Raw genomic sequence first — 15,003 nt, forward strand, 5'->3', positions numbered from 1 at the left:
GACGCTGTCGCCGCTGAACCAGCGGCGGTGGCAGAACTTCCGCCGCCACCGGCGCGGCTGGTGGTCGCTGTGGATATTCCTCGCGCTGTTCGGCGTGACGCTCGTCTCCGAGTTCATCGCCAACGACCGGCCGATCGTCGCCTCCTACAAGGGCGAGATCCTGTTTCCGGTGCTGGTCGATTATCCGGAGGAGAAGTTCGGCGGCTTCCTCGCCACGACCAACTACCGCGACCCGTTCATCCAGGACGAGATCCGCGCCAACGGCTGGATGGTCTGGCCGCCGGTCCGCTACTCCTACATGACGGTGAACTACGAGATCCCCGTCCCGGCGCCGGCGCCACCCTCCTGGCAGTTGAGCAAGGAAGAGCGCTGCTCGCGCATGCCGCTTGGCGTCGACGACCCGTCCTGCACGGCGTGGAACTGGAACTGGCTCGGCACCGACGACCAAGGCCGCGACGTGCTCGCCCGGCTGCTCTACGGCTTCCGCATCTCGGTCATCTTCGGGCTGATCCTCACCGTCTTCTCCTCGGTGATCGGCGTCGCCGCAGGCGCGGTGCAGGGCTATTTCGGCGGCTGGATCGACCTCCTCGCCCAGCGCCTGCTCGAGATCTGGACGTCGATCCCCTCGCTCTACCTGCTGCTGATCCTGTCGTCGGTGCTGGCGCCGAGCTTCTGGCTCCTGCTCGGCATCCTGCTCCTGTTCTCGTGGGTGGCGCTCGTCGGCGTGGTGCGGGCGGAGTTCCTGCGCGCCCGCAACTACGAGTACGTCACGGCGGCGCGCGCGCTCGGCGTCGGCAACGGCACGATCATGCTGCGCCACATGCTGCCGAACGCCATGGTGGCCTCGCTCACCTTCATGCCGTTCATCCTCAACGGCTCGATCACGACGCTGACGTCGCTCGACTTCCTCGGCTTCGGCCTGCCGCCCGGGTCACCCTCGCTCGGTGAGCTGCTCGCCCAGGGCAAGAACAACCTGCAGGCGCCCTGGCTGGGCATCTGCGGCTTCTTCGTCATCTCGCTGATGCTGTCGCTCCTGATCTTCATCGGCGAGGCGGTGCGCGACGCGTTCGACCCACGGAAGACGTTTTCGTGAGCCGGACTTGCTGGCGTGATAGACTTCTCGGGATTCCGTCAGGGAGCCATGCCAGCATGAACAGGATCGTCGTCAGGCAAGTGCCAGCAGGCGAACTGCCCGTCGACCTGCGCGGTGGCATCGACCCGTCGCACCGTGTCGAGGTGACGGTACGCGAACTGGCGCCCCATGAGACGGAGAACCGGGTCACCGGCCACTTCTCGCGCTTCTTTGGTCAGCGGCGGGCGAACTTTACCGACGTCGACGGAATCCTTGCCCACGTCCGCGCCGTTCGCGACGGCGAAGGGTGAGGATCGTCGGTGCCGAGGCTTTACCTAGACACCAACGTCTTCATCGCCGCGTTCGAGGGTGTCGACGGGCGCAGCGACGCGGCCCGCGGGCTTCTCGGCATGCTGGACGCACTGCCGTCGCTGCACGGGGTGACGAGCCTCCTGACGCTCGCGGAACTCCTCGTGCGGCCACTGCGAGACCGGGATCAAGAACTCGCGGAACTCTATCGGACGATCCTCACCGGCACTGACCGGTTCACCGTCACCAATGTCACCCGCGACGTGCTCGAGGCTGCAGCGGATCTGCGAGCGCAGTACGGCCTCCTGAAGCTGCCCGACGCCATCCACGTCGCAACAGCAAAGCTCACCGCCTGCGAAGGGGTGGTTTCAGCGGACGCTCGCCTCCGTCTGCCGCCCGGCATGGCGCTGATCGATCTCGACGCTGCGGCCATCGCCAACGCGACCCGCTCTCCGACATGACGTGCCAATTGCCATGACCCCTCCCCTCCTCTCCGTCCGCGATCTCTCCGTTGCATTCCACCAGGGTGGCACCTCGACGCTGGCGGTCGACCACGTCTCCTTCGAGGTCGGGCGGGGCGAGACGCTGGCGATCGTCGGCGAATCCGGGTCCGGCAAGTCGGTGACGGCATTGTCGATCGTCCGCCTGCTGCCCTATCCGGCCGCCAGCCATCCCTCCGGCGAGATCATCTTCGACGGCAAGGACATGCTGAAGGCCGACGAGCGGACGCTGCGGGGGGTGCGCGGCAACGACATCACCATGGTGTTCCAGGAGCCGATGAGTTCGCTCAACCCGCTGCACACCATCGAGCGGCAGATCGGCGAGATTCTCTCGGTGCATCGCGGCCTCGGCGGCGCGGCGGCGCGGGCGCGGACCATCGAGCTTCTCGAACAGGTCGGCATTCCCGACCCGGCGAGCCGCCTCGGCGCCTATCCGCACCAGCTCTCCGGCGGCCAGCGCCAGCGCGTGATGATCGCCATGGCGCTCGCCAATGAGCCGGAGCTGCTCATCGCAGACGAGCCGACGACGGCGCTCGACGTCACCGTGCAGGCGCAAATCCTGGCGCTCCTGAAGGAGCTGCAGACGCGCCTCGGCATGGCGATCCTGTTCATCACCCACGACCTCGGCATCGTCCGGCGCATCGCCGACCGCGTCTGCGTGATGACGAAGGGCAAGATCGTCGAGCACGGGCCGGTCGAAGAGGTGTTCACGCGGCCGCAGCACGCCTATACGCGCCAGTTGCTCGCGGCCGAGCCGAAGGGCGACCCGCCGAAGTCGGACCGGTCGGCGCCCGTCGTCGTCGAAGCGACGGACCTGAAGGTGTGGTTCCCGATCAAGCGCGGGCTGCTGCGCCGGACCGTCGGCTACATCAAGGCGGTGGACGGCGTCGACGTTCAGGTGCGGCGCGGCCAGACGCTGGGGGTGGTGGGCGAATCGGGATCCGGCAAGACGACGCTCGGCTTTGCACTCCTGCGCCTGATCCACTCCGAGGGCCGCATCGTCGTGCTCGGCGAGGAGGTGCAGGGCCGGTCGTGGAAGGCGATGCAGCCGCTCAGGCGCAACCTCCAGATAGTCTTCCAGGACCCCTATGGCTCGCTCAGCCCGCGCATGTCGGTCGGCGACATCATCACCGAAGGGCTGAAGGTGCACGAGCCGGGCACGAGCTTCGAGGAGCGCGATCGCCGCGCCGCCGAGGCGCTGGTCGACGTCGGGCTCGACCCAGCGGCGCGGCATCGCTATCCGCACGAGTTCTCCGGCGGGCAGCGCCAGCGCATCGCGGTGGCGCGCGCCCTCGTGCTGGCGCCGGCCTTCATCATGCTGGACGAGCCGACCTCGGCCCTCGACATGAGCGTGCAGGCGCAGATGGTCGACCTGCTCCGCGAGCTGCAGGCGAAGCGCAACCTCGCCTACCTGTTCATCTCCCACGACCTCAAGGTGGTGAAGGCGCTCGCCAACGACGTCATCGTCATGCGCAACGGCAAGGTCGTCGAGGCGGGGCCGGCGGAGGAGATATTCAGCGCACCGAAGTCCGACTACACGCGCGCGCTGATGGCGGCGGCCTTCGACCTGCGCAGCACGGCGGTCCCGGCCGCCTGAGGAGGGGCGGCCGGGAAGGTCCGTACGGGCCGTCGGAAAAGAACAGGGAAGGCCGGGCCGGCGCCCCGGCTGCGTCACATGTGGATGGCGCGACCGTCCACGGCCATCGCCGCTTCCTTCACCGCCTCCGACAGCGTCGGGTGGGCGTGGGTGGAGCGGGCGATGTCTTCGGCGCTGGCGCCGAACTCCATGGCGATCACCGCCTCGTGGATCATCTCGCCGGCGCTCGGGCCGATGATGTGGACGCCGAGCACACGGTCTGTCTTCGCATCGGCCAGCACCTTCACGAAGCCGTCGGTGGTGCGGTTCACCTTGGCGCGGCCGTTCGCCAGGAACGGGAACTTGCCGACCTTGTAGGCGACGCCGGCCTCCTTCAGCTCCTCCTCGGTCTTACCCACCGCGGCGACCTCCGGGTAGGTGTAGACCACGCCCGGAATGACGTCGTAGTTCACGTGGCCGGCCTGGCCGGCGAGGATCTCGGCGACCGCGACCCCCTCGTCCTCGGCCTTGTGGGCGAGCATCGGGCCGGCGACGACGTCGCCGATCGCGTAGATGCCGGGCACGTTGGTGGCGAAGTGCTGGTCGATGACGACGCGGCCCCGGCCATCGAGCGCGACGCCCGCCTCGGCGAGGCCGAGGCCCTCGGTGTAGGGGCGGCGGCCGATGGCGACGAGCACGACGTCGGCCTCGATCACCTGGCTCTCGCCGCCCGCGGCCGGCTCGACCGTGACCTTCACGCCGTCGCCCGTCGTCTCGACGCCGGCGACCTTGCTGGACAGCCGGAACGTCATCCCCTGCTTGGCGAGGATGCGCTGGAACTGCTTGGCGACCTCGAGGTCCATGCCGGGCAGGATGCGGTCGAGATATTCGACGACCGTCACCTTCGAGCCGAGGCGGCGCCAGACCGAACCGAGCTCGAGGCCGATGACGCCGGCGCCGACGACGACGAGATGCTTCGGCACGGTCTCGAGGTCGAGCGCGCCGGTGGAGGAGACGATACGCTTCTCGTCGATGGTGACGCCTGGCAGCGGCGTGACGTCGGAGCCGGTGGCGATGATGATCGCCTTCGCCTCGAGCGTGACGACCTTGCCGTCGTTGCCCTTCACCGCGACCTTGCCGGCGGCGAGGATGGTGCCGACGCCGAATACGACGTCGACCTTGTTCTTCTTCAGCAGGAACTCGACGCCCTTGACGTTGCCGTCGACGCCCTCGTCCTTGAAGTCGAGCATGCGCGAGAGGTCGAGCTTCGGCTCGACACCGATGCCCATGCCGGCGAAGCCGTGGCCGGCCTCCTCGAAGAGCTCGCTCGCGTGCAACAGCGCCTTCGAGGGGATGCAGCCGACGTTGAGGCAGGTGCCACCGTGGGTGGCACGCTTCTCGACGACGGCGACCTTCAGCCCGAGTTGGGCCGCCCTGATCGCGCAGACATAGCCACCCGGACCGGTTCCGATGACGACGAGGTCGTAGGTGGCCATGGTGCTTCCTCGCAGGGCTGGCTGGGCGGACGACGGGGCGAGAGGCCCCGCGCCGTCGGCAGCGCCACCCGCGCGAACGGAGGCGCCGGAGGGTTCAGCGACGGCGAGCGACGCATAACCCAAGCCGGCGCCGCCCGGAAGCCGAACCGGCCATATCGCTGCACTTTTCAGTCGGCGCCCTCGGGCGCCGCGACGCGCGACCCGCCGATCAGGCGGCGGCGTCGAAGCCGCAGCGAACCTCGGCGCGCACCCTGAGCGAGGCGGAGCCGAGCTCGATACGGTCACCGTCGCAATCCGTCCAGACGATGGACTGGGCGTCCGGCGCGACGGCGACGCGGGAGAACGTCTTGGGGTTGGTCAGTGAGGCGTAGACACCGCCACGCCCGATCAGCCCCTGCAGGTCAACCTGGCCGACGAAACCGTCGGCCCACGACACTTCGAGAACGCCGTGGCGCACGACCTTGAGCGCCGCGATCTCCTGAGAACCACTCATCTTCGGTACCAGCCCGTATTGCGTTGAAGGCCCGGCATCAGCCCGAGGGCGATGTCGGAAATGAGGCGTCGGCGCCATCGTTCGGCGCTTTCGATCAATCAATCGTAAACGCCGATCGCACGCCGTGCCTGTGATGTGGATCACTGTGGACAGAGCATCAAGCCGGCGGCTGGCGCGGGGCTTGCGCACGCTTCAGCCAGTCGCCGACGAGGATGGCGACGCCGACACCGAGACCGCCGCCGCCGACCTGACGAAGGTAGACGGACATTTCCGCCTGGACCTTCCAGCCGCCGAGGAAATCCGGCGCGATGAACATGAGACGGCCGCCCTCGAGGATGCGGTCCCAGTTCTCCATCCACAGCGACAGCGCGATGACGATGGCGCCGAGCACGAGCGCCACCGTGGCGGCGATCAGACGCGCCTTTCGGTTGCGCGGGCGCCCGGCGGTTGCCGGGCGCGACGACTGCGGGCCGAGGCGCGGGACGAAGGCCAAGGTGCGACCTCCCTCTCGGGCGCAGTCCTCAGAGGTCGAGGACGAGGCGCTGCGGGTCCTCGATCGCTTCCTTGACGCGGACGAGGAAGGTGACCGCTTCCTTGCCGTCGACGATGCGGTGGTCGTAGGAGAGCGCCAGGTACATCATCGGACGGATGACGATCTGGCCGCCCTTCACCACCGGGCGCTCGTCGATGCGGTGCATGCCGAGGATGCCGGACTGCGGCGCGTTCAGGATCGGCGTCGACATCAGCGAGCCGTAGACGCCGCCGTTCGAGATCGTGAAGGTGCCGCCCTGCATGTCCTCGATGCCGAGCTGGCCATCTCGCGCCTTCTTGCCCAGCGCGTTGATCGCCTTCTCGACACCGGCGATCGAGAGCTGGTCCGCATTGCGCACCACCGGCACGACGAGGCCCTTGTCGGTGCCGACGGCCACGCCGACGTGATAGTAGTTCTTGTAGATGATGTCGGTGCCGTCGATCTCGGCATTGACGTTCGGGATCTCGCGCAGCGCCTGGATGCAGGCCTTCACGAAGAAGCCCATGAAGCCGAGCCGGACGCCGTGCTTCTTCTCGAAGACGTCCTTGTAGTCCTTGCGCAGCTGCATGACCGCCGACATGTCGACGTCGTTGAACGTCGTCAGCATGGCGGCCGAGCTCTGCGCCTCCTTGAGGCGCCGCGCGATGGTCTGGCGCAGCTTGGACATGCGGACACGCTCTTCGCGACCGGCGTCGTCGCCGGTCGTGGGCGCGCGGGCGGCCGTCGGGGCAGGCGCCGCAGCGGGCTTGTTGACGGTCTCCAGGGCGGCGAGGACGTCGCCCTTGGTGAGCCGGCCACCGCGCCCGCTCGCCTCGATCGAGGCGGGGTCGAGACGGTTCTCGGTGACGAGCTTCTGCACCGAGGGGGCGAGCGGCGCGTCGGCCGGCGCTGGCTTGCCGGCAGGCTTGGCGGCCTCCGCCTTCGGCGCAACCTCCTCTGGGCCGGCACCGATCGCGGCCGTCTTGTCGGACTTCTTCTCGGGCGAGCCGGTCGCCGTCGCGGCCGCGGTGGCTGAACCGGCACCGGCGGCGTCGATCATGCCGAGCAGGGCGCCGACGCCGACGGTCTCGCCGTCGCGCACCAGCACGTCGGCGAGCACGCCGGAGGCGGGCGCCGGCACCTCGATCGTCACCTTGTCGGTCTCGAGCTCGACCAACGGCTCGTCGGCGGTGACGCTCTCGCCGGGCTTCTTGAACCACTGGGCGATGGTCGCTTCGCTGACCGATTCACCAAGCGTCGGGACGCGGATTTCCGTGGCCATCGCTTCGCCTTCATCCATTCTTGTCTGAGCGCGGACGACCCGTCCGCGCCTCTGGAAGTTCTTGCCGGGCTCAGCCGCCGAGCGCCTCGTCGAGGAACGCCTGCAGCTGGGCGACGTGCTTCGACATCAGGCCCGTGGCGGTCGCGGCGGAGGCCGGACGACCGACATATTTCGGCCGGTCGACCTTCAGCTTCGCCTGCGGCAGCACCCACTCGAGATAGGGCTGGACGAACGCCCACGACCCCATGTTCTTCGGCTCTTCCTGGCACCAGGCGACGTCGGCGTTCGGGAACCGCGCGAGCTCGCCGGCGAGCGCCTTGGTCGGGAACGGGTAGAGCTGCTCGACCCGCAGCAGGTAGACGTCGTCGACGCCGCGCTTCTCGCGCTCCTCGAGGAGGTCGTAATAGACCTTGCCTGAGCACAGCACGACCCGACGGATCTTGTCGTCGGCGACGAGCCGCGTCGTCGTCAGGTGCGGCGCGAACTGGGCGTCGTCCCACAGGATGCGGTGGAAGGTCGAGCCGGCCGCCATCTCGTCGAGCCGCGAGACGCAGCGCTTGTGGCGCAGCAGCGACTTCGGCGTCATCAGGATCAGCGGCTTGCGGAACTCGCGCGTCAGCTGCCGGCGCAGCACGTGGAAGTAGTTCGCCGGCGTCGAGCAGTTCGCGACCTGCATGTTGTCCTCGGCGCACATCTGCAGGAAGCGCTCGAGGCGCGCCGACGAGTGCTCCGGACCCTGTCCCTCATAGCCGTGCGGCAGAAGGCAGACGAGGCCGGACATGCGCAGCCACTTGCGTTCGCCGGACGAGATGAACTGGTCGAAGACCACCTGGGCGCCGTTGGCGAAGTCGCCGAACTGGGCTTCCCAGAGCGTCAGGCAGTTCGGCTCCGACAGCGAGTAGCCGTACTCGAAGCCGAGCACCGCCTCCTCCGAGAGCATCGAGTTGATGACCTCGTAGCGGCCCTGGTTCGGCGCGAGGTTGTTGAGCGGGATGTAGCGCTCCTCGGTGTTCTGATCGAACAGCACCGAGTGACGCTGCGAGAAGGTGCCACGCTCGACGTCCTGGCCGGAGAGGCGGACCGGGTGGCCCTCGACGAGCAGCGAGCCGAAGGCGAGCGCCTCCGCCATCGCCCAGTCGATGCCCTCGCCCGTCTCCACCATCTTGGCGCGGCCGTCGAGGAAGCGGCGGATCGTCCGATGCACCTCGAGACCCGGCGGCACGGCAACGAGCTTCTCGCCGATCTCGCGCAGCTGCTCGACCGGCATGCCGGTCTGGCCACGGCGCGGATCCTCCTCGCTGTCGGCCTGGCGCAGGCCGGTCCAGCGGCCGTCGAGCCAGTCGGCCTTGTTCGGCTTGTAGTGCTGGCCCGCCTCGAACTCCTCCTCGAGGCGCTGACGCCAGGCAGCGCGCATGCCGTCGAGCTCGCCAGCCTTGAGCAGCCCCTCGCCCTCGAGCTTCTTCGAGTAGATCTCGAGCGTCGACGGCTGGCCGCGGATCTTCTTGTACATCAGCGGCTGGGTGAACGCCGGCTCGTCGCCCTCGTTGTGGCCGTAGCGGCGGTAGCACAGCATGTCGACGACGACGGGCTTGTGGAACGCCTGGCGGAACTCGGTGGCGATCTTGGCGCAGTAGACGACGGCTTCCGGATCATCGCCGTTCACGTGGAAGATCGGCGCCTCGATCATCTTGGCGACGTCGGAGGGATAGGGCGACGAGCGCGAGTAGCGCGGGTTCGTCGTGAAGCCGATCTGGTTGTTGATGATGAAGTGGATCGAGCCGCCGGTGCGGTGACCCTTCAGGCCCGACAGGCCGAGGCACTCGGCCACGACGCCCTGCCCCGCGAAGGCGGCGTCGCCGTGCAGCAGCAGCGGCAGCACCTGGGTGCGGTCGACGTCGCCGAGCTGGTCCTGCTTGGCGCGCGCCTTGCCGAGCACGACGGGATCGACGATCTCGAGGTGCGACGGGTTCGCGGTCAGCGACAAGTGCACCTTGTTGCTGTCGAACTCGCGGTCCGACGAGGCGCCGAGGTGGTATTTGACGTCGCCGGAGCCCTCGACCTCGTCGGGAGCGTAGGAGCCGCCCTTGAACTCGTGGAAGATCGCCCGGTGCGGCTTGCCCATCACCTGAGCGAGCACGTTGAGGCGGCCACGGTGGGCCATGCCGAAGACGATGTCGCGCACACCGAGGTGGCCGCCGCGCTTGATGATCTGCTCGAGCGCGGGGATCAGCGATTCACCGCCGTCGAGACCGAAGCGCTTGGTGCCGGTGTACTTGACGTCGATGAACTTCTCGAAGCCCTCGGCCTCGACGAGCTTGTTGAGGATCGCCTTCTTGCCCTCGGGGGTGAAGGAGACGAACTTGTCCGGGCCCTCGATGCGCTCCTGGATCCAGGCCTTCTCGGCCGGATCGGAGATGTGCATGAACTCGACGCCGATGGTGGCGCAGTAGGTGCGGCGCAGGATCGCCAGCATCTCCCGGATCGTCGCGAACTCGAGCCCGAGGACGTTGTCGAGGAAGATCTTGCGATCCCAGTCGGCTTCCGTGAAGCCGTAGGACGAGGGGTGCAGCTCCTCGTGGTCGCGCGGCGGCGCGAGGCCGAGCGGATCGAGGCTCGCATAGAGGTGGCCGCGCATCCGGTAGGCGCGGATCATCATGATGGCGCGGACGGAATCGCGGGTCGAGCGCAGCACGTCGGCGTCGCTGAGCGCCACGCCGGCCGACTGCGCCTTCGCCTTCACCTTCTTCTCGACGGCGACGGCGATCGGCTCCCAGTTGCCGTCGAAGGCGGCGACGAGTTCACCGTTCATCGGCACCGGCCAGTCGGGACGGGCCCATTCGGCGGCGGAGGCGGGGCGCGCGGGAGCGGACTGATCGTCCTTCAGCGCGGCGAAGAACTCGCGCCACTCCGCGTCGACGGAAGCGGGGTCCTTTCGGAAGCGCTCGTAGAGATCCTCGATATAGGCGGCGTTGCCGCCATAGAGGAAGGAAGTCGCCTGCAAGGCGGCGTTCACGTCCTGTCGCGCCATCGTTGTCCGTCCGAACCGGGTTCGCCGGCTCCCTTTCTTGTCGCGAGGCCTTCAGCGGGCCCCGCCGTCCTCCAGCGGTCGGACCTGCCCCATCGGTCCGTTCGAATAATGCGGTGCGTCTCCCGTCGCACCGTTGTCGTCTTCCGTCACGTCGCCGTCGTCGTCAGCCCTTCAGGACTTCGACCAGCGTCTTGCCGAGCCGCGCCGGCGACGGGGAAACGGTGATGCCCGCTGCCTCCATCGCGGCGATCTTCGCCTCGGCGCCGCCAGAACCACCCGAGATGATGGCACCAGCATGACCCATGCGGCGGCCGGGAGGGGCGGTGCGGCCGGCAATGAAGCCGACCATCGGCTTCTTGCGGCCGCGCTTGGCCTCGTCGGCGATGAACTGGGCAGCGCGCTCCTCGGCGTCGCCGCCGATCTCGCCGATCATAACGATCGACTTGGTCTTCTCGTCGGCGAGGAACATCTCAAGCACGTCGATGAACTCGGTGCCCTTCACCGGGTCGCCGCCGATGCCGACGGCCGTCGTCTGGCCGAGGCCCTCGCGGGTCGTCTGGAACACCGCCTCGTAGGTGAGCGTGCCGGAGCGCGAGACGATGCCGACCGAGCCCGGGTTGAAGATCGAGCCCGGCATGATGCCGATCTTGCACTCGCCCGCCGTCATCACGCCCGGGCAGTTCGGGCCGATGAGGCGCGACTTCGAGCCGTCCAGCGCCCGCTTGACGCGCACCATGTCGAGCACCGGGATGCCCTCGGTGATGCAGACGATCAGCGGCACGCCGGCGTCGATCGCCTCGCAGATGGCGTCGGCGGCACCGGGCGGCGGCACGTAGATGACGCTCGCGTCGGCGCCGGTCGCCGCCACCGCCTCACCGACGGTGTCGAAGACCGGCAGGCCGAGATGGGAGGAACCGCCTTTGCCGGGGCTGACGCCGCCGACCATCTTCGTTCCGTAGGCGACCGCCTGCTCGGAGTGGAAGGTTCCGGTCTTGCCGGTGAAGCCCTGGCAGATGACCTTGGTGTTCGCGTCGATGAGGATGGACATTCGGGGCTCGCTAGCTTCGTGCGACGGCAGTGCGGAGCGGCAATCGGGCGGACGCGGGGCTCAGCCCCGCACCGCCTTGACGATCTGCGCGGCGGCATCGTCGAGGTCGTCGGCGGCGATGACGTTGAGGCCGGACTGCGACAGGATCTGCTTGCCGAGCTCGACGTTGGTGCCTTCGAGGCGAACCACCAGCGGCACCTTGAGGCCGACCTCCTTCACGGCGGCGATGACGCCCTCCGCGATGATGTCGCAGCGCATGATGCCGCCGAAGATGTTGACGAGGATGCCCTTCACCGCCGGATCGGCGGTGATGATCTTGAAGGCGGCCGTCACCTTCTCCTTGCTGGCGCCACCGCCGACGTCGAGGAAGTTCGCCGGCTCCTCGCCGTAGAGCTTGATGATGTCCATCGTCGCCATGGCGAGGCCGGCGCCGTTGACCATGCAGCCGATGGTGCCGTCGAGGGCGATGTAGGAGAGGTCGTACTTCGACGCCTCGATCTCCTTCTCGTCCTCCTCGGTGACGTCGCGCAGCTCCATCACCTCGGGGTGCCGGTAGAGCGCGTTCGAATCGAACGACACCTTGGCGTCGAGGCACTTCAGCTCGCCGCCCTTGGTGACGATCAGCGGATTGATCTCGAGCATCGCCATGTCCTTCTCGGTGAAGGCGGCATAGAGCTTGGAGACCAGATCCCCCGCCTGCTTGGCGAGCGGGCCGGTGAGCTTCAGGGCCTTGGCGACGGTGCGGCCGTGGTGGGGCATGACGCCGGTCGCCGGATCGACGGAGAAGGTGATGATCTTCTCGGGCGTGTCGTGAGCGACCGTCTCGATGTCCATGCCGCCCTCGGTGGAGACGACGAAGGCGACGCGGCCGGTGGCGCGGTCGACCAGCATCGACAGGTAGAATTCCTTGTCGATGTCGGAGCCGTCCTCGACGTAGAGGCGGTTGACCTGCTTGCCGGCCGGGCCGGTCTGGATGGTGACGAGCGTCGCGCCGAGCATCTCCGTGGCGAAGGCCTTCACCTCGTCGATCGACTTCGCCAGGCGAACGCCACCCTTCTCACCGGCGGAGGCCTCCTTGAACTTGCCCTTGCCGCGGCCGCCGGCGTGGATCTGCGACTTCACCACCCACAGCGGGCCGCCGAGAGCCTTCGCCGCCGCCTCCGCCTCGCCGGCGGAGAAGATCGGGACGCCCTTCGACACGGGGCAGCCGTAGTCCTTGAGGATGGCCTTGGCCTGGTACTCGTGGATGTTCATCGGGCAGCCCCGCTCGTTTCAGGTTCGCGGACGGGAGGGGCGCTCAGGCGAGCGCCGGCTGGATCTGCGCGCAGGCGTCGCAGAGCGTCTTCACCGAGGCGACCGACTTCTCGAACATCGCCTTCTCGGTGGCATCGAGCTTCACTTCCATGATGCGCTCGACGCCGCCGGCTCCGATCACCACGGGGACGCCGACATACATGTCGGAGACGCCATACTCGCCGGCGAGGAAGGCGGCGCACGGCAGGACGCGCTTCTTGTCCTTGAGGTAGCTCTCGGCCATGGCGATGCCGGACGCCGCCGGGGCGTAGAAGGCCGAGCCGGTCTTCAGCAGGTTGACGATCTCGCCGCCGCCCTTGCGGGTGCGCTCGACGATGGCGTCGACCTTCTCCTGGGTGGTCCAGCCCATCGCAACGAGGTCGGGCAGCGGCACGCCGGCGACCGTCGAGTAGCGGACGGAGGGGACCATGTCGTCGCCGTGGCCGCCGAGCACGAAGGCGGTAACGTCCTGGACGGAGACGCCGAATTCCTCGGAGAGGAAATAGCGGAAGCGGGCCGAGTCCAGCACGCCGGCCATGCCGACGACCTTGTTGGACGGCAGCCCGGAAAACTTCTGCAGCGCCCACACCATCGCGTCGAGCGGGTTGGTGATGCAGATGACGAAGGCGTCGGGGGCGTACTGCTTCAGCCCGTTGCCGACGGCTTCCATGACCTTGAGGTTGATGCCGAGCAGGTCGTCGCGGCTCATGCCCGGCTTGCGCGGCACGCCGGCGGTGACGATGACGACGTCGGAGCCGGCGATCGCCTCGTAGCTCGAGGCACCGGCGAGCTTCGCATCGAAGCCCTCGACCGGCGAGGCCTCGGCGATGTCGAGCGCCTTGCCCTGCGGAACGCCGTCGACGATGTCGAACAGCACGACGTCGCCGAGCTCCTTCAGGCCGGCCAAGAGGGCGAGCGTGCCGCCGATCTGACCTGCGCCGATCAGTGCGATCTTGTTCCGCGCCATCCGGTTTCCCTTTACGTAAAGTGTAGCGTTAGACCTCGCTTGGTCCCGTCGCTACTACTCCCTTTGGGCAAGGTGTTCAAGTTGTCGCGGCCCCGGAACGGCGCTTTCTGCGGTTGCCGCGCACGTCAAGTCAGCCTCAAGTCAGCGGCGGCGCCTCGACGCTCGAGAGATAGGAGGCCGACCGCATCTCGTAGAGGCGCGAGGCGGTGCGCTGGAACTCGAACGCCTCGGTGCCCTGATCGGCCAGATAGAGCCCGACCGGATCGGCCGCCGCGGTGACGATCAGGCGGACTCGCATGTCGTAAAGGGCATCGATCAGCGTGATGAAGCGCTTCGCCTCGTTGCGGTTGGACGCGTCGAGGATCGGCACGCCGGTGAGCACGAGCGTGTGGAACCGCTGCGCCAGGGCGATGTAGTCGTGCGGGCCGAGCGGCTGGCGGCAGAGGTCGTCGAAGGAGGCGCGGGCCACGCCGCCACTTGCCTCTGGGATAGTCACCGCCCGCCCGTCCACCGACAGCGTCGTTGGCGGCGCCGCGTCGGCACCGGTGAGAGCGCGGAACAGCCGCTTCTCGCCGGCCGTCGCGGGCGGCCCGAGCGGCGTGAAGTAGACGGGCAGGCCGGCGAGCTTGTCGAGCCGGTAGTCCTCCTGGGCGTCGAGACGGACGACGTCGACGCGGGTCTTGAGCAATTCGACGAAGCCAAGGAAGTGGCCACGGTTGATGCCGTCGCGATAGAGGTCGTCGGGCGCGACGTTTGAGGTGGCGACGAGGACGACGCCGAGTTCGAACAGGCGGGTGAACAGGCGGCCGAGCAGCATGGCGTCGGCGATGTCGGTGACGGAGAACTCGTCGAAGCAGAGGAGCCGCGCCTTGGCGGCGAGCGCCTCCGCCACCGGCGGGATCGGGTCGTCGCCGCGCAGCCGCCCGTCGGCGATGGCACGCCGCGTCTCGCCGATGCGCACGTGCACGTCCTGCATGAAGACGTGGAAATGCGCCCGCCGCTTGCGCGGCTCGGCGACGGTGGCGAAGAACATGTCCATCAGCATCGTCTTGCCGCGGCCGACGTCGCCATAGACGTAGAGGCCGCGGACGGGCTCCGGTTCGCTGCGCCCGGCGCCGAACAGCCAGCCGAGACGACGCTTCGGCGCCGGCGGCGGCGTCTCGGCGAGGCGTGCGGCGAGGTCGTCGAGGCGGCGCACGACGTCGCGCTGCGCTTCGTCCGGCACGATCTCGCCCGCCGCGACACGCCGGGCGTAGAGCGCGCTAACGCTTTCGGCCGACGCGGCGGCCTCGCCTTCTGGGCGCTCGGTCATGGGAAAGGTCGTGTCCGGTCGGCGTGGCGGAAGCCGCCCGGCGGGCGGCGTGCGCCGCCTCGTCTAGGAGAGAGCGCCCCCGCAGGCAAGCCACCGGCGCCCCCGCGGGACCGCGG

13 protein-coding genes are annotated in these 15,003 nt (G+C 68.4%); 4 read left to right on the forward strand and 9 right to left on the reverse strand.

What is annotated here, in order from left to right:
- Positions 1–4 precede the first annotated feature (4 nt).
- The 4 genes from RUR49_RS21670 to RUR49_RS21685 are packed head-to-tail and all read left to right on the forward strand — an operon-like array spanning position 5 to position 3,478.
- Positions 5–1,093, forward strand: a complete 1,089-nt coding sequence (locus tag RUR49_RS21670; RefSeq protein WP_409148751.1) for an ABC transporter permease — start codon at positions 5–7, stop codon at positions 1,091–1,093.
- Between the two features lie 56 nt (positions 1,094–1,149).
- Positions 1,150–1,383 (forward strand): hypothetical protein, encoded by a 234-nt coding sequence (locus RUR49_RS21675; protein ID WP_409148527.1) that lies wholly within the window; start codon positions 1,150–1,152, stop codon positions 1,381–1,383.
- Positions 1,384–1,392: 9 nt separating this feature from the next.
- A complete protein-coding gene (locus tag RUR49_RS21680) occupies positions 1,393–1,842 on the forward strand; it encodes a type II toxin-antitoxin system VapC family toxin (protein WP_409148528.1) in 450 nt (149 codons plus the stop codon).
- Between the two features lie 13 nt (positions 1,843–1,855).
- The gene (locus tag RUR49_RS21685) at positions 1,856–3,478 is read left to right on the forward strand and encodes an ABC transporter ATP-binding protein (protein WP_409148529.1); all 1,623 of its coding nucleotides are present in this window, start codon (positions 1,856–1,858) and stop codon (positions 3,476–3,478) included.
- 74 nt (positions 3,479–3,552) lie between these two features.
- On the opposite strand, the gene lpdA is transcribed toward RUR49_RS21685, so the two are convergent.
- From lpdA to zapE, 9 genes are all read right to left on the reverse strand, one after another.
- On the reverse strand, positions 3,553–4,953 hold the full coding sequence (lpdA, locus tag RUR49_RS21690; protein WP_409148530.1) for a dihydrolipoyl dehydrogenase: 1,401 nt from the start codon (positions 4,951–4,953) through the stop codon (positions 3,553–3,555).
- Positions 4,954–5,161: 208 nt separating this feature from the next.
- Positions 5,162–5,446: a hypothetical protein gene (locus tag RUR49_RS21695; RefSeq protein ID WP_409148531.1), complete on the reverse strand. Its 285-nt coding sequence runs from the start codon at positions 5,444–5,446 to the stop codon at positions 5,162–5,164.
- Positions 5,447–5,603: 157 nt separating this feature from the next.
- Positions 5,604–5,939, reverse strand: a complete 336-nt coding sequence (locus tag RUR49_RS21700) for a hypothetical protein (protein ID WP_409148532.1) — start codon at positions 5,937–5,939, stop codon at positions 5,604–5,606.
- A gap of 28 nt (positions 5,940–5,967) precedes the next feature.
- Complete coding sequence (gene odhB, locus RUR49_RS21705) at positions 5,968–7,239, reverse strand: 2-oxoglutarate dehydrogenase complex dihydrolipoyllysine-residue succinyltransferase (RefSeq protein ID WP_409148533.1); 1,272 nt, start codon at positions 7,237–7,239, stop codon at positions 5,968–5,970.
- Between the two features lie 70 nt (positions 7,240–7,309).
- Entirely contained in the window at positions 7,310–10,267 is a 2,958-nt protein-coding gene (locus tag RUR49_RS21710; protein WP_409148534.1) for a 2-oxoglutarate dehydrogenase E1 component, read from the reverse strand.
- Between the two features lie 163 nt (positions 10,268–10,430).
- The gene (sucD, locus tag RUR49_RS21715) at positions 10,431–11,315 is read right to left on the reverse strand and encodes a succinate--CoA ligase subunit alpha (RefSeq protein WP_409148535.1); all 885 of its coding nucleotides are present in this window, start codon (positions 11,313–11,315) and stop codon (positions 10,431–10,433) included.
- A 60-nt stretch (positions 11,316–11,375) separates the two neighbouring features.
- A complete protein-coding gene (gene sucC, locus RUR49_RS21720) occupies positions 11,376–12,569 on the reverse strand; it encodes an ADP-forming succinate--CoA ligase subunit beta (protein WP_409148536.1) in 1,194 nt (397 codons plus the stop codon).
- Between the two features lie 43 nt (positions 12,570–12,612).
- Complete coding sequence (gene mdh / locus RUR49_RS21725) at positions 12,613–13,575, reverse strand: malate dehydrogenase (RefSeq protein ID WP_409148537.1); 963 nt, start codon at positions 13,573–13,575, stop codon at positions 12,613–12,615.
- Positions 13,576–13,711: 136 nt separating this feature from the next.
- Positions 13,712–14,887, reverse strand: coding sequence for a cell division protein ZapE (zapE, locus tag RUR49_RS21730; RefSeq protein WP_409148538.1), 1,176 nt, complete (start codon positions 14,885–14,887; stop codon positions 13,712–13,714).
- Positions 14,888–15,003: the final 116 nt, after the last annotated feature.

Origin of the sequence: Pseudoxanthobacter sp. M-2 (genome assembly GCF_046156265.1) — a bacterium.
In the GTDB taxonomy this organism is placed as follows: Bacteria; Pseudomonadota; Alphaproteobacteria; order Rhizobiales; family Segnochrobactraceae; genus CAMDHY01.

What these genes read in the sequence shown, in the direction of transcription:
- RUR49_RS21675 (WP_409148527.1), top strand. Translation starts at nt 1,150, where the DNA reads ATGAACAGGATCGTCGTCAGGCAAGTGCCAGCAGGCGAACTGCCCGTC.
- RUR49_RS21685 (WP_409148529.1), top strand. Translation starts at nt 1,856, where the DNA reads ATGACCCCTCCCCTCCTCTCCGTCCGCGATCTCTCCGTTGCATTCCAC.
- lpdA (WP_409148530.1), bottom strand. Translation starts at nt 4,953, where the DNA reads ATGGCCACCTACGACCTCGTCGTCATCGGAACCGGTCCGGGTGGCTAT.
- RUR49_RS21695 (WP_409148531.1), bottom strand. Translation starts at nt 5,446, where the DNA reads ATGAGTGGTTCTCAGGAGATCGCGGCGCTCAAGGTCGTGCGCCACGGC.
- odhB (WP_409148533.1), bottom strand. Translation starts at nt 7,239, where the DNA reads ATGGCCACGGAAATCCGCGTCCCGACGCTTGGTGAATCGGTCAGCGAA.
- RUR49_RS21710 (WP_409148534.1), bottom strand. Translation starts at nt 10,267, where the DNA reads ATGGCGCGACAGGACGTGAACGCCGCCTTGCAGGCGACTTCCTTCCTC.
- sucD (WP_409148535.1), bottom strand. Translation starts at nt 11,315, where the DNA reads ATGTCCATCCTCATCGACGCGAACACCAAGGTCATCTGCCAGGGCTTC.
- sucC (WP_409148536.1), bottom strand. Translation starts at nt 12,569, where the DNA reads ATGAACATCCACGAGTACCAGGCCAAGGCCATCCTCAAGGACTACGGC.
- mdh (WP_409148537.1), bottom strand. Translation starts at nt 13,575, where the DNA reads ATGGCGCGGAACAAGATCGCACTGATCGGCGCAGGTCAGATCGGCGGC.
- zapE (WP_409148538.1), bottom strand. Translation starts at nt 14,887, where the DNA reads ATGACCGAGCGCCCAGAAGGCGAGGCCGCCGCGTCGGCCGAAAGCGTT.